Consider the following 15,207-nt stretch of genomic DNA (forward strand, 5'->3'; position numbering starts at 1 on the left):
GTCTTTCCCCTACCAATCCACATTTAAACAAAGGTTAGATGGTGTATGTTTTATCTTCTGATTCGTTGCTTATATTGTATTTTGCACGCTTCAAATACTGACCAGAACCAAGTTTTCCAACAAACTTTTTATCCCGAACGACAAATTCTCCGCGAGAAAGTACAGATACTGGTTCTCCTGTTACTTTCATTCCTTCATACGCACTATAGTCTACTGCCATTTGATGGGATTCGGCTGAAATGATTCTTTCACTGTTTGGATCGAAAATAACAATATCAGCGTCTACTCCAACAGCAATCGTTCCTTTTTGTGGGTATAATCCAAATAATTTTGCAGCTCTAGTTGAAGTAATATCAACAAATTGATTTAATGAGAGTCTTCCTTTAGTCACCCCCTCAGAGAAAAGTATACTTAGTCTATCCTCAATATGAGGGCCACCATTTGGAATCTTAGAAAAGTCATCTTTTCCAAGATCTTTTTGTCCATTAAAATCAAATGAACATTGATCCGATCCAATGGTATGGAGTTGACCTGTTTTTAGTGCGTTCCAAAGAACATCTTGATGCCGCTTTTCACGTAAGGGGGGTGACCAAACATATTTAGCCCCCTCAAAATTTTCCCTTTCTAAGTATGTCTGATCAAGCACTAAGTATTGTGGACATGTTTCACCCCATATATCAACTCCGTTATTCCTTGCTTCTGCAATTTGCCTAACAGCTTCCTCACAAGTGACATGTACAATATAAATCTGAGAATTTGAAAGCCCCGTGAACGTAGCCGCTCTTCCTGTTGCTTCACCTTCAATTTCTGCTGGCCTTGTGAATGCATGAAAAATCGGGTCAATATTTCCTTCTTTTAATGCCTTTTTCACTAAATAATCAATCACATCCCCATTTTCTGCATGCACCATAACAAGTGCTCCAAGTTCCTTTGCCGCTACAAGCGTTTGGAAAAGTGTTTCATCATCTGCTTGAAGAACATTTTTATAAGCCATGAATACTTTAAAAGAAGAAATGCCTTCCTCTTCAATAACAGATGGAAGTTCAGATAATACCGTATCATTCACTTCACCAATCATAAGATGAAAACCGTAATCAATAACTGCCTTTCCTTTTGCTTTTGCATGCCATGTATCAATCGCGTCTTTCAATGGCTCTCCCTTATTCGTTAAACAAAAATCAATAATACTTGTTGTCCCACCAAAGGCGGCTGCAATGGTTCCTGTTTCAAAATCATCCTTCGTTACTGTTCCTCCGAATGGCATTTCTAGATGTGTATGGGGGTCAACTCCACCAGGGAAAACATAGTGTCCTTCTGCATCAATCAATTCTGATCCGTCTGTAGAAAGATGTTGCCCAATCTGACTAATGACGCCATTTTCAATCAAAATATCTGCATTGTATATATCGGCTGCTGTGACAATCGTACCGTTCTTTATTATTTTTCTCATTTAATCACCTCTTTTAAAAAATTTATTTTTCTACAATGTCAACTTCACAGCCAACAGCACCGAGAGCAGCTTGTCGATCATTCCACGTCATTACAGGAAGTTCACTTGGAATTTCAATCATGTCAATCGCACCATCGACCGGACAAACAATTGCACATAAATTACAGCCTACACAATCTTCTTCCCTAACTTTTAAAATATCGTTGCCAATGTCATCCTTTAACATATCAATACATTGATGGGATGTATCTTCACAAGCGATATGACATTTATTACAATTAATACATATGTCATTATTAATTCGTGCAACAATTGTGTAGTTTAAATCAAGTTCGCCCCAATCTGTATATTTAGGAACAGATTTTCCTACTAATTCCATCACTGATGTTATTCCCTTTTCATCTAGGTAATTATTTAAACCTTCTGTCATATCCTCTATAATTCTAAACCCATGGTGCATTGCAGCTGTTGCGACCTGTACACTTGATGACCCCATTAACATAAATTCAACCGCATCTTGCCAGTTGGAGATCCCACCAATCCCCGAGATCGGTACATTAATTCGTGGGTGTCTAGCACATTCACCAACCATATTTAACGCAATTGGTTTTACTGCAGGCCCACAATATCCTCCATGCGACCCTTTGCCCCCAACATGTGGAATCGTATTCCATGTGTCAAGATCAACACCTGCTAAGCTATTGATCGTATTAATCATACTAATCGCATCGGCTCCACCTTCTGTGGCCGCTTCAGCTGTAGCTGTAATATCCGTTATATTTGGGGTTAACTTAACAATGACAGGGGTTTTTGCCGCTTCTTTCACCCAATATGTTTGTTTTTCAACTAATTCCGGCACTTGACCGGAAGCTGAACCCATTCCCCTTTCCGCCATTCCATGAGGACACCCAAAGTTAAGTTCCAATCCATCTACTCCAACATCCTCTACTCGTTTGACAATTTCATGCCATTTTTCTTGCTTTGGTTCGACCATCAAGGAAGCGATGATTGCATGATTTGGGAAACGTTTTTTTGTCTCATAAATCTCCTTTAAATTATCTTCAAGTGGCCTGTCTGTAATTAATTCGATATTGTTAAACCCTGCAACTCTGTGCCCATTAAAGTTCACTGCAGCAAATCGTGATGTTACATTTAAAATTGGGTCCCCCAATGTTTTCCAAACGGCACCACCCCATCCCGCTTCAAAAGCTCGTTGAACTTGGTAGCCTGAATTCGTTGGAGGAGCAGAAGCTAACCAAAATGGATTGGGCGATTCAATTCCTGCTAAATTAATGCTTAAATCTGCCATTTTATTACCTCCCATATTAATGATAAGGAATACCTTCTCATCATAAAAAATGATCATTTACTCTTATCACATACTATATAAGCTTTAAATAATAGATTAAGCTGTTTCCAAGATGTCTTTGAATAACATTTTATGAATCTGGTATGCAGCTTCTTTTCCTTGTTGAGCAGCCGATACGACCATCGCTTCTCCCTGCCCTTTTCCAAAGATGACGTCCCCACATGCAAACACCTTCTCATTCGAAGTTTGAAATGTCGTTTGATCGACTTGTACTACTCCTCCATCATGCTTTAAGCCAAATTGTTCGATAAGATCAACATACCTCGATTGTCCAATTGCTTTAATAACAGCATCTAGTTCCAATGTGAATTCGGATCCTTCCATTGGAATAGGACGTCGTCGCCCGTCTTCATCAGGTTCCCCCAACTCCATTTTTATACATTCAATTCCAGTAACACGACCATGCTCATCCCCAATAATTTTGGTAGGGGTAGTGAGCCATCTAAACTCAACCCCATCTTGCTTGGCAAACTCATATTCGTACTCGTATGCTGTCATTTCTTCGATCGTGCGCCTGTAAAGAATTTTCACATTTTCTGCACCTAAACGTACAGAACATGTGGCACCATCAATCGCTGTATTTCCTGCACCAATGACAACAACACGTTTTCCAAGAAATTCATTTGGTAGAGGTTTTGTCTTTGTATCTTTTACAAATTCAATCGCATCATATACACCTTCTAAATCTTCACCGCTTATCCCAAGGTTCGGAACTTTCGACATTCCGATAGTAAGAATGGCAATATCGTAGTTTTCAAGGATTTCATCGACAGAAATATCTTTACCAACTACAGTATTTGTACGAATTTCTACATCTAGGCTTTCGACTTGCTCCACTTCCCAAAAAGAAATTTCTTGAGGAAGCCTAAACGAAACAATTCCAAACGTATTAAGACCACCTGCCTTTTCTTCAGCTTCAAAAATGGTAACAGCATAGCCCAACAATCCAAGTTCTCTAGCAGCTGAAAGACCTGCCGGCCCCCCACCAACGATAGCAACTGATTTTCCATTTTTCTTACCTGGTTTGAAAAGCACTTGTTCATTTTTAATCGCCCAATCAGTGGCATATCGTTGCAAATTCCCAATCATGATCGGCTGTGTAGAATGGTTTAATACGCAAGCCCCTTCACATAATTCTTCCGTTGGACAAACGCGGGCACAACTTGCTCCAACAGCGTTTTCTGTCATAATTGTCTTTGCAGAACCTTTTAGATTACCAGAAGCAATCTTTTTGATAAAGGTAGGAATATCAATTCCCGTTGGACATGCAGTAATACACGGTGCATCATAACAATAAAGACAACGATTTGATTCTTCGATTGCTTCCTGGCTTGTTAATCCTGGAAAAACTTCTTGAAAGTTTTCATTTACATTCTCTAATGATATGCTGGATTTTGTAAGATGACTCATACTAGACAACCTCCTCGTATATAATGTGTAGACTTCATTTTCACCTATCTAACACTTTATCCTTAAGATAAGGATGTTTGTAGTCACTAAATAAAGGTCTTTATCTCATTTAAGACCATCTTCACCTCCTAAAAAGAGATTACCTTTCATTTCATGAAGCTATTAAACGATCTTGCTTATACCACTAGTGATTTATACACGTAAAGACGAACCAATATGACAAGTTGTGCATAAAGATCTAAGAAAAGGGAAATTGTTTTGTTCTAATTAATTTCTTTATTCGACTTAAGTAGTTATAATACCTGTATATATGTAGTTAGAATTTATATTATATTCAATCTATTCTTATTTCATTGGACATAATGTTAAATTTCGGTACCGTTTTCATTTACGTTTTGACCAGCATAAACATAGGAGGGGACAAAATGGCTTTATTAGTTAGAGATATATTGAAGCGACCTTTTTTTGAAAATGCAAAGGTCTTAGCTGGAGAAAAGGGATTAAATCGTACAATTAAGTGGGCACATATTGTAGAGATAGATCGGTTTGGACATTTGCTTAATGGGAAAGAAGTTATCTTAACGACTGGATACGGCTGGGCTAACGAAGAGAAGAAAAGTTTATCCTATTTGCAACAACTTTTAGAATACAATGCTTCAGCACTTTGTGTAGAATTAGTTATACATACAAAAGAACTCCCCTCAAAAATGGTTGAACTTGCAGAACGGCACGACTTTCCAATTATTGTTTTCACAGAAGAAGTTAGATTTATTGATATTACGAAAGATTTGCACGAGTTATTGCTTGGCTACAATAAAGACGTCTGGCTGAAATTAGAAAGCTTATACAATCAATTAAACAAGGAACTTATTTCCAATGGCAGTGCCGGAGATTTCTTAAGAGTTTTACACAAAGAAACAGAAAAGCAAGTTGCATTAAAATTTGAGGAGCAATATCGTTTCTTTCCTTCCCCATCAACCAAACAGCAACATAAATTAAAAAATGAACTTGAAAAAAACAAAAATGAGCAATATCACGAACAACCTATCTATTTATTCGGAAGTAAAATCGCTTCATTGTACTTTGTTGAAAACAAAAACATGGTAACTCAATTTGATGAATTAGCCCTTAAAAGATGTGGTGAAATTCTAGGGCAATACTTTTGGAAAAATCAGCAACAAAAAGAAGCAAATCAAATGAAAAAAAATGATTGGATTTTAGAAGCCATTGCTGGTTCTTTAAGCCATAAAGAAATTGTTTCAAAAATACAGCAAAAGACTCCAGGAGTTTTAACGAAAGAGGCTATCATCGCAGTTAAACCTTTCCATAAATCACTACTTGTTAACGATAAAAACAGCAATTCAGAAACGGTACTCATGATGCTTTTACGACCTGTCTTGCTTGAATTTGGCTTTCAATTATTTACCGTTAGAGATTATACCCGGAATAATTATATTTTTCTACTAATTAATCAGCAAACCGACAATCTTCAAAAACGATTAATGCAAGCAATAGAAACGATCAATAAAAATAATAATGATCCACTTATTTTAAGTGAACTAAAGTGGATTAGCTTTGGAAAAACGATATCTGCTTATGATCAGCTTAGAAAAAGTTATGATACTGCCCTTTCCACCTTAAATTATCAGCAAAATAATGAGATATTAAAGCAGCCTTTTTATGATACGTTAGCCTTTTATCGATTAATTGACCAGATGGATGATAAAGATAGTTTGAAAGAAATTATTATCGACTATCTTGGTCCGATACTAACTTATGATAAAGAAAAAAGAACGGAGCTTCTAAAAACGTTACAAGTGTATTTGAAAAACCTTGGCGCCAAAAATGAAACTGCTGAGGAACTACATATTGTTCGCCAAACTTTATACCATCGGTTAAATAGAATAGAATCATTGCTTGGCCATGATTTCATGAGTCCGAAAAATCGGTTTATGATTGAGTTCTCTATTCATGCCTTAAAGTATGTAGATATTTGAATGAATAAACAAACTCGCCCCAGTCATCCTTTTGACCTATGGGCGAGTTTGTTCTAGATGAATAAAAAGAGGGCAATTTTATTTGGTAGAAAAACGATGCACCTCTCGCTTAAAAATATTTTCAAAAAATTAACTGTTATTATCAAATAGGTAGTTTATAATCCCGTCAAATGCGGAGACATCTTTTGTTATCAAAAAGACGGGCATAAGCATTATGACAAGAAAAACTGCTAAGTAAGAAACGATCCATTTCATAAAGCCTCCAGCAATTTTTTTCATTTTATCGCCCCTTTCTGAATTGTAGTAATATTCTATATTAAGAATGAATCAAAATCAAGCACTTGTGTCTAAATTGTGAAGTTTTCTATGCCCATTTTATGGTATGATGATCGGTAAGGAGGATTAAAAAATGAAACGACAAAATATACTAATCTTCTTACTTTTACTTAGTGTCTTGATTACCACTTCTTGTATGAAAACAGAAATAAAATCGAATCCAGATTCACTAAACGAAGGAGAGTTAGCACCAAATTTCTCGCTTCAAGATATGGATGGAAATATGGTGACAATCGAACAGTTTTTGGGAGAAAAAGTGTATGTCCAATTTTGGGCATCCTGGTGCTCCGTTTGTTTAGCTGGGCTTAAAGATACAGATCATTTATCAAAGGAAGCAACTGATTTTACGGTGATTACCATTGTAAGCCCAAATTATAAAGGGGAGATGAAAAGGGATGATTTTATCGACTGGTTCAATTCATTGGAGTATGAAAACATTATTGTGTTATTTGATGAAAATGGCTTATGGTCGAATGAATTTAACGTACTTGCTTACCCTACCTCTTATTTTATCGGAACAGATGGGGTACTCACTTCATCTATTGTTGGTCAACTTGAAAATAATGATATCCACGACAAAATGGGAAAAGTCTATTAGGGGGAACATACAGTGCGCCAGTTTTTCATTTACTTTACTGGGTTAACTCTTATTCTATCGGCATGTTCGGCATCCCCAAAAGATAGTGTTCATTCTCCAATGAATAAAAGTCCAGAAGTTCAACACGATTTAGATTCACCTGCCTCTTTTTCAAATGAACAAATAGACAGCCCTAATGCAAATGTAGATTATTCTAATAGTAGTCTCGAAAAAATTTATTTTGCTGGCGGTTGCTTTTGGGGAGTGGAAGCATATTTTGAGCGCATATATGGAGTATTTAATGCGACACCTGGCTATGCAAATGGAACTGGTGAAGACCCTACCTATGATGATGTAATTAGCGGGGAAGAAGAGTTTGCTGAAACCGTTGAAATTGTCTATGATCCTGCCCGAATTACATTAGATGAATTGCTCCTTTATTTTTTCAAAGTGATTGATCCGACGCTACATAATCAACAGGGAAATGATATCGGGATTCAATATCGAACCGGCATTTATTATGTACAAGATGAAGATCTTGAAACGATTGAAGCAGCAGTAAAGCAAGAGCAAAAAAAATATAAAAAAGAAATTGTTACCGAAGTTTTGCCCTTAGAAAATTATTATCTTGCCGAAGAATATCACCAAGATTATTTAACGAAAAATCCAAATGGGTATTGCCATATTAATTTGGATATTTTGGATGAGATTGAAATTGATCCGAACGCCTATTCAATCCCTAGTAAGGAAGAATTAAAGGAAAAATTAACAACGGAACAATATAACGTAACAATGGAAGATGATACAGAAACAGCATATTCGAATGAATACTGGGATTTTTATGAACCAGGTATTTATGTCGATATCGTCACAGGTGAACCTCTTTTTTCAAGTAGAGAAAAATATGACTCCGAATGTGGTTGGCCTAGTTTTACAAGGCCGATTGATCCTGATGTAGTCACCTACCATGAGGACACAAGTTTTAACATGATCCGAACAGAGGTTAGAAGTCGTGTTGGTGATATTCACTTAGGGCATGTGTTTGATGATGGACCAAAAGATCGTGGTGGCAAAAGATATTGTATTAATAGTGCTGCAATTGAATTTATTCATATTGATGAAATGAAAGAGAAAGGATACGGTCATTTAGTAAATATTGTTGAATAGCTTGAGTTGATATATATAAATGGGGGAAGGGCCATGAAAAGAGTATTATTTGTTAGTTCTATCATCACTTTTGTTTTACTACTAGTAAGCTGTCAGCCAACCGATGATTTTGATCAAACACAACTAGAAGAATATGAAGTGAAGCAAACGATTGCAGAAACGAGAGAAGGAGACTTTGTTTTTCGGTTATTGTCGGAAAAAGAAGTATATGAAGAAAATGAGTCAGTCGAGCTTTATGGAGAAATCATCTATGTTGGTGATGAGGAGGAAGTTTCTATCGGTCATTCAGCCTCAGCCATTCTTTTCTCTATCGAAGAAAAAGTGCGTGGTTACACAATTGACTACGCTGTTGAGGACATTGGGACAACGACAATACTTAAAAAAGGAGAAAACTACCGAAAAAAATATAAAAAAAGCATTCATTACAGTGAAGAGATTGATCCTAAGGAATATATCGCTTTTGCCGAGGAGTTTATGGAGGGAGATGGATTTCCTCCCGGTTATTATGTTGTAAATGGAGTGACAGATTTTTTTCTCTCCCCGGTTGAAGATGATGATGGAGCGAAGCATTTCGAACTAGAAGCTGAGATAGACTTTTTGGTTAAGTAACAAAAGTTCAATTAAGATAGGAAAAGGACTCGGGTGTTTTCGAGTCCTTAAATACTTATCTGCCAACGCAGAAATTCAATGTGTCATTTTTGTTGGACTTTTTGAACAACCTCTATTAGGAAAACGATGTGGAATATCTATTATCTTTTCAATTTGCACTCCCGTTAGTTTTGCAAGATGAGGACTATCTTAAATATCCCCCATTATTAATATCGAACGCGGCGCCTGTATAATGTTTGGCTTTATCTGATAAGACAAAAACAACAGTATCAGCCACATCTTCAGGCAAAACAGGCGTATCAATGAGTTGCTGACTTAAATACTCGTTTTTTCTCCAATCAGGTATCGTACCCATCATCGGTGTATTAACCATCGTAGGAGCAACAGCATTCACTCGAATATATGGTGAGAAGTTCATGGCACAGCTTTTAGTTAAACCTAGAATGGCAGCTTTCGATAGCCCATAGATGGCATCTGAACTACCTTCCATGCCTGACACTGAAGACATATTAATGATGACTCCCTTACGTTGGTCTTGGAGCAATACTTGACCGAACATTTGTGAAAAATATATAAAACCCTTAATGTTTATATTTAGAACTTTATCAATTTCATTTACTTGATAATTCAATATATTTTTCGCCAAATAGATTCCCGCATTATTAACTAAACCATTCACGTCAGGATGCTCTGTTTTAATATATACAAAAAATCTAGTGACCTCTTCATAGTTACTCACATCTAATTGATAGGTATGTAGATCATTGCGATTATCTATTAACCGTTTTAAATCATATAAAGAGTGTTCATTAATATCGCATGCAATTACCGAAGCACCCTCATGTAGGCATCGTTTGACAATCTCCTTACCTATCCCAGAAGCCGCACCTGTTACAATTACCTTTCTATTTTTGATCACTTATTAAAACTCCTCTCTCTATCTATGGATCAAGTTAACTAAAATTTCATCGGCGCTATCCAAACCTGATAAGTTGATTTTTTAAAAATCAGACCCGATCGCATACAATTGCTCGATTAAAGCGTCGGTTTTTAGAATAAATCAGAACACCTACCTAGTAACACGAACTGAATTAATTTTATGTTTTCCATTCTCTGTTTTCGTTAATGTTCATTTTTTCTTTAAACGCGGCTTCTAAATCTATATCTAGTTTGTTTGCTAAGTCAAAAATATTCCATGTCACATCAAACATTTCATGCCCTATGTTTCTTTTAATAACTTCTTGCTTCTCTGTCGTTGCACCTTTTATTTCTAGTAAGTCATCGGTTAATTCACCTATTTCACTAATCAAGTACATAACCCTAGTCTCAAGCGGGATACCTTCGAATCCCTTTTCGTCGCAAAACCTTGAAACATATTGTTGAAGTTCCTTAATGTTCATTTCTTGAATTCCCCCCTATTTTAAAAATATTTACATCGTGTAGAAACCCTGAATTCATCTCTCGGAACAATCCTCAACAATATGGCTTTGAACCAAGAAATTCCATATTCGCACCCGATGATTGAATAAGGGATTTCGTATCTATTGAATAGAGATATAACGCAACAATTTCCCCATACACAAACACGACCAAAATCAGTTAATCCAATGGAAGGGCCGTTGTATATAATATGGTAATGTTGTTTTTACATCACCCTTGGCCGAATTAATTTGCATTTGAGTTAAAAACATACTCGTAGATAAGTTCGCACCCCTTAAATCAGCATCACGCAAATCAGCGCCAATAAAATCAACACATCTTAAATCTGCATTCCTCATGTCTGCTGAAATCAAATATGCACCTCTTAAATCTAACGCCCTTAAATCTTTACCTCTTAATTTTTTGCCAATCCAGTCGGCTCTTTCATGATTATAATTTTTCGTGCCAGGTAACTTTTCAATTAAGCTTTTTCGAATATACTTGCTTGTTTCCATAAGCAACTTATTTAATGGAAATCTGTACATCACTAGATCAAGAGATAATAATTGTTCAGCATCGAACTTTGATAAGCTTTGCAATTCTTTTAACTGCATACTCAATTTATCAGACAAAGCAGGAGGAATGTCATACGACAAGGCTTCTGCCGCATATGCCATCATTTCATGTATTTGTTCCATAACCGGAAACACTTGGAACATTTTATCTCCAATTTCAGGATTATCTCGCCAACTTCGACCTTTAAACGTAACTTGGGAAACGACTTGTCCAGCACCTAAACAGTCAAACACTGTACAACCCTTAAAACCCTTCTCTCGTAGATTACCATGAATTTGACAACCATAATCAGATTGTAAGTGAATACAAGGTGTACCTGCTGGCTTGTTAATTGGAAAATCACTCGATGCTACAATATGAAGCGCTGTACAGCAAAGTCCAAAACACTTCATACAATCGGCCGTTAAACTTTCTCTAATATTTTTGGCTGTTTCCTTATACATTTTTCTAGCCTCTTTACATTTTTTGTCATTTAGTTAAAGAAAACTTCTCGTTCGGAAAATCTGTGAGATACTTCTCCTTTGCATACTGAAATCCATCCCAAGAGTCCATGAGGAAAAAGATAAATACTGCCACTCTTCCGCCCATATAAGCAAAATGGGTGCTGCTATTTATTATAGAATGACACCCTATTTTGGAAATAAAGCTTATGTTTATTGCCAATAGCTTCTTGAGCATTATGATGTTCAAGAAGTGATATGGGCTTCCCGTTCGAAATTCGTCGTAACCCACTTTCCCTCGTTCTGAAAGAGATCTAGTACTAGTTCTCGATTGATCGGTGGCTCTTCAATCCATTTCTGCAAGGTGTGAATAATAGGTTCTTTATGGGGAAAGTAGTGGATAAAAACATCAGACTGCTCATGAAGTCGTGTCGACCAAATCTGAGATCGTACCATCACCATTGAATAGTATGTTCGAATCATCTTACGAGCGAAGTTTTGTACAAGTATTTTAAACTCGTCTATGGTAGCTGCTTCTAACCGAATCATTGTCCTAGCAAGTACTTCATGAATATCTCCATTGAAACTTATCGCTATCTCTGATGTGAGTTTGTAAAGGCCGAATTGTTCTCGAAGATCCTCTCCATGAACACAAACACACAGTTCCTTAAGAAATGCCTGTTCATAGTAATTCGCTGGATCAACTACATAATCGTAATTTGCAACGGCTATACCAACATCACGTACCAAAGTGTGGTACTTTCGAGACAATACTTTAGTTACTGCCTTTAACTCCACCAACTCCTTTTCACCCAACGTATCGTTGAACATAGCTAAAAGGTCTAGATCTGATTTAACCGCCACAGCTTCACCTCTTGCAACGCTTCCATATACATAAACACTGTGCAATTGATGAGGAAATAACCTTACTAGCTCCTCGACAGATTCCCGTATGCACGTAAAATAGACATTATCAATCTTATCTAAAGCGACGTCACTCATAATGTATCCATCTCCGTCTAGCCCATATCCGGCTTGTAGACTCCCCATTCCAATCTCCATCCCCCTCATTAGTCATTCCTTTTCACAATTTCTATATTTATTTTAACACAAGTAACCAATTTGTTATTTACCCAATTGTTGAACAGTAACGCCCTTAATATAAAAGCTAATCAGTGATATAAGGAACATTAATGGTACTTCTGGGGATAGGTTCAAGAGCACTTAAAGCTGATTGACTGTCAAAGAGACACATGTGAGTGAAACAATACAGCTAACCATGTAACGAAACGATAGCGTAAGACATCATATAATATACTAAGCAAGACCAATTCTTCAGACAAAGCCAATAAACCGTATGAATTCATGCGGTTTTACTTTCTCGATTCTTACTAAATGAATAAATTTTTAACTTATGTTCCAGTCTTTAATAGTTACTTGGGGTCCGCTAAACAACTAAAATACGTTCCATACTATCGTTGTCTTCCGCAAAATGTGACAAGCTTTTTACTGGGCACTGCTTCAGTCTTCGAAGCACAGAACGTGCAAGTGCAAATTCTACGGTAGGACGAGTATCGTAGGAGCAACGGCATTAACTCGAATATGCGGTGAGAAATTCTTGGCACCGCTTTTAGTTAAACCTAGGATGGCAGCTTTCGATAGCCCATAAATTGCATCTGAACTGCTTTCCATGCCGGACACTGAAGACATTATTAACCTGCTAAATTAAATTTTTTAATTCATCTATTTAGTGAATCCATTAATTGAAAGAAATATTCAGGTTGAGAAGTCTTATTTAGGTAATACCATGAATCTAATGTATCTGGTGCAAATACATTTAACTTTTTCAGTACTTCCAGCGCAAATTCCAGAGGAGCAGTTCCTGATGCAGTGATCAAATTCTCACTAGATACGGCAGGTCCCATCTCATGAAACTTTTCTCCTTTGTAATTTGGACAGACCATTTTCATATACTCTAAGTTATTGCTTGTATGTTTTCTAGAATCTAGATATCCACATTTCGCTAGTCCCTCCGTTGCACCACAAATTGCGGCAACAATAGTGCCAAGCTTTAAAGCTTCGCCAACTTTCTTCAAAATAGGTAGATGAATATCTTCCCCCCAAGTATTCCCACCAGGCAAAACTAAAAGATCATCACTTTCAAGATGACACTCACCAACGGAAATATTTGGTTTTATATTCAGTCCTCCCATCGTAGTAATAATTTCTTTATTAACGCCTACTGTAACAATTTTTAAAGGTGCTAAACCTTTTTTAAAATATCTTCCTGAGTTTAGTTCAGCAATTAAATAGCCATATTCCCAGTCTGACATTGTATTAAATACATAAAGATAAGTTGTTTTTGTTTGCATCTAATAACACTCCAATCATAATTGATATAGCCATTATAATATAACTTCCCTGACAGCTAACGTCAGGGAAGTTATCATATTTGATGAAATTCTATTAATTCCGACAGAACTTCAATAATTCTTTTCTTCAGACTTATTGGCTCAAGAATTTGGACAGATGTTCCATACGGTATAAGTAAATGAGGTACATATGTATGTATTATCTCTTTTCCGAGAAGAAATACAGCTTGATTTGAGGTGCGTTCTTGTAAATAATGTCCTAAAAACCAATGTTGGCAAATATCGCCTAACATCTTTTTATTACCGGTAATCACTAAAGAAATACTGTTTTCCTTCTCATCTGAAGTCGGAAGAAGATTTTTTATAAAAAGGTCACGTGCTGAAAAGTTTTCTGGTCGGTTAAACTTATTTTCGGTTAGAATTAGACGTTCAATTCGATCGACTCTAAAACTGCGAATATCATTTCTAAGATGACAAAGTCCAATTACATACCACTTATTATTCCAATAGATAATTCTGTACGGATCAACCAGTCTATACGTTGATTGCTCTTTGCCACCTTTATTGTATAGAATTTTTACAGAGTATCCGTCAGCCACGGCTTGCTCCAGTTCATTTAACGAAGATTTCATAGGGAGGGAACTAAATCCATTCAATACTTCAAGACTGGATACATACCGTTGTATTTTGCTTTCCTGTTTTTCATTTGCATAGTTGCTGAGCTTTGTAATGGCTCTTTGAAGTGCTTCATCGCCATAGTATCCGGCTTCTTCCGCAAAAACAGCGGCGTGAATTAGGGAGGTTTGTTCTTCGTAATCGAAAAATAGGGGAGCTTCAATGAAATGATCCAATAAAGTGTAACCGCCATGATGCCCTGTGTCTGAAATGATAGGTACACCACTTGTTGAAAGGGTATCGATATAGCGATAGACGGTTCTTATATTCAGTTCCAGCTTTTCTGAAATTTGTTTGGCAGTAACTTTTTCACCAGAACGAAGCATCCAAAGAATGGCTAGCATATTGTCAATTTTAGGCATATGATCCCACCTCTATCTATAGCAAATCTCATTTAATTTATTTCCTTGAATTCGACTATTAGTCTCGTTAGTTTAAGTATTCCTTCACAAGTTATTTTCGCTTTATTAGTATCACTATTCAAAGGGAGTGGATGATTCGGGTCCTATTCCATATTAGGTTAATACGCCCGTTAAGTTCAATTAAACTATATAAAAATTCTCGTCACACTTTCCCTTATTAAAACGGGAGATAATTAGTGTTGATAAAGTGCCCAAAGATACTAATGTTATTATTTTTTGGTCATTTTGCTTTTTGGAAGATCTATTTAGTTCATGGATTGCACCGATCCATGCAATGACGGATGCTAGGATAACAATATTTATCATCCATACGCCCTTCCCTCTATTTTAATCATGATAATTTTAACATTCATATAGTGATACAACAATCGGACCCTTTACTAACAAA

13 protein-coding genes and 1 pseudogene are annotated in these 15,207 nt (G+C 36.5%); 4 read left to right on the top strand and 10 right to left on the bottom strand.

Annotated elements, in window-relative coordinates; translation table 11 throughout:
* Window positions 1–34: 34 nt before the first annotated feature.
* The 3 genes from hydA to DFR56_RS08850 all read right to left on the bottom strand — a co-directional run bounded on the left by hydA (window position 35) and on the right by DFR56_RS08850 (window position 4,229).
* Window positions 35–1,450, bottom strand: a complete 1,416-nt coding sequence (gene hydA / locus DFR56_RS08840; RefSeq protein WP_110395074.1) for a dihydropyrimidinase — start codon at window positions 1,448–1,450, stop codon at window positions 35–37.
* Window positions 1,451–1,472: 22 nt separating this feature from the next.
* Window positions 1,473–2,759, bottom strand: a complete 1,287-nt coding sequence (gene preA, locus DFR56_RS08845) for an NAD-dependent dihydropyrimidine dehydrogenase subunit PreA (RefSeq protein ID WP_110395075.1) — start codon at window positions 2,757–2,759, stop codon at window positions 1,473–1,475.
* A 96-nt stretch (window positions 2,760–2,855) separates the two neighbouring features.
* Entirely contained in the window at window positions 2,856–4,229 is a 1,374-nt protein-coding gene (locus DFR56_RS08850; protein WP_110395076.1) for an NAD(P)-dependent oxidoreductase, read from the bottom strand.
* A 425-nt stretch (window positions 4,230–4,654) separates the two neighbouring features.
* Between DFR56_RS08850 and DFR56_RS08855 the strand changes: the two genes are divergently transcribed.
* The 4 genes from DFR56_RS08855 (at window position 4,655) to DFR56_RS08870 (ending at window position 8,915) form a co-directional block, all read left to right on the top strand.
* Window positions 4,655–6,226 (top strand): PucR family transcriptional regulator, encoded by a 1,572-nt coding sequence (locus DFR56_RS08855; RefSeq protein ID WP_158525581.1) that lies wholly within the window; start codon window positions 4,655–4,657, stop codon window positions 6,224–6,226.
* A 409-nt stretch (window positions 6,227–6,635) separates the two neighbouring features.
* Window positions 6,636–7,160, top strand: a complete 525-nt coding sequence (locus DFR56_RS08860; protein WP_110395078.1) for a redoxin family protein — start codon at window positions 6,636–6,638, stop codon at window positions 7,158–7,160.
* Between the two features lie 12 nt (window positions 7,161–7,172).
* Window positions 7,173–8,306 (top strand): peptide-methionine (R)-S-oxide reductase MsrB, encoded by a 1,134-nt coding sequence (msrB, locus tag DFR56_RS08865; RefSeq protein ID WP_244916463.1) that lies wholly within the window; start codon window positions 7,173–7,175, stop codon window positions 8,304–8,306.
* Window positions 8,307–8,339: 33 nt separating this feature from the next.
* Window positions 8,340–8,915, top strand: coding sequence for a hypothetical protein (locus DFR56_RS08870; RefSeq protein ID WP_110395079.1), 576 nt, complete (start codon window positions 8,340–8,342; stop codon window positions 8,913–8,915).
* A 184-nt stretch (window positions 8,916–9,099) separates the two neighbouring features.
* Here DFR56_RS08870 and DFR56_RS08875 read toward each other — a convergent pair whose 3' ends face one another.
* From DFR56_RS08875 to DFR56_RS08910, 7 genes and pseudogenes are all read right to left on the bottom strand, one after another.
* A complete protein-coding gene (locus DFR56_RS08875) occupies window positions 9,100–9,834 on the bottom strand; it encodes an SDR family NAD(P)-dependent oxidoreductase (protein ID WP_110395080.1) in 735 nt (244 codons plus the stop codon).
* Between the two features lie 178 nt (window positions 9,835–10,012).
* Window positions 10,013–10,315, bottom strand: a complete 303-nt coding sequence (locus DFR56_RS08880; protein WP_110395081.1) for a MazG nucleotide pyrophosphohydrolase domain-containing protein — start codon at window positions 10,313–10,315, stop codon at window positions 10,013–10,015.
* A 195-nt stretch (window positions 10,316–10,510) separates the two neighbouring features.
* Window positions 10,511–11,353, bottom strand: coding sequence for a pentapeptide repeat-containing protein (locus DFR56_RS08885; RefSeq protein WP_110395082.1), 843 nt, complete (start codon window positions 11,351–11,353; stop codon window positions 10,511–10,513).
* A 243-nt stretch (window positions 11,354–11,596) separates the two neighbouring features.
* On the bottom strand, window positions 11,597–12,421 hold the full coding sequence (locus DFR56_RS08895) for a nucleotidyltransferase family protein (RefSeq protein WP_242694551.1): 825 nt from the start codon (window positions 12,419–12,421) through the stop codon (window positions 11,597–11,599).
* Between the two features lie 498 nt (window positions 12,422–12,919).
* Window positions 12,920–13,060 (bottom strand): annotated as a pseudogene (locus tag DFR56_RS08900) (SDR family oxidoreductase); the annotation flags it as partial.
* A gap of 29 nt (window positions 13,061–13,089) precedes the next feature.
* Window positions 13,090–13,722 carry a type 1 glutamine amidotransferase family protein gene (locus DFR56_RS08905; protein ID WP_110395084.1) on the bottom strand — a complete coding sequence of 211 codons (633 nt, stop codon included), beginning with the start codon at window positions 13,720–13,722 and terminating at the stop codon, window positions 13,090–13,092.
* Window positions 13,723–13,796: 74 nt separating this feature from the next.
* Window positions 13,797–14,759: a helix-turn-helix transcriptional regulator gene (locus DFR56_RS08910; protein ID WP_110395085.1), complete on the bottom strand. Its 963-nt coding sequence runs from the start codon at window positions 14,757–14,759 to the stop codon at window positions 13,797–13,799.
* Between the last annotated feature and the right edge of the window lie 448 nt (window positions 14,760–15,207).

This window comes from Pseudogracilibacillus auburnensis, assembly GCF_003201975.1.
Lineage (GTDB): Bacteria > Bacillota > Bacilli > Bacillales > Amphibacillaceae > Pseudogracilibacillus > Pseudogracilibacillus auburnensis.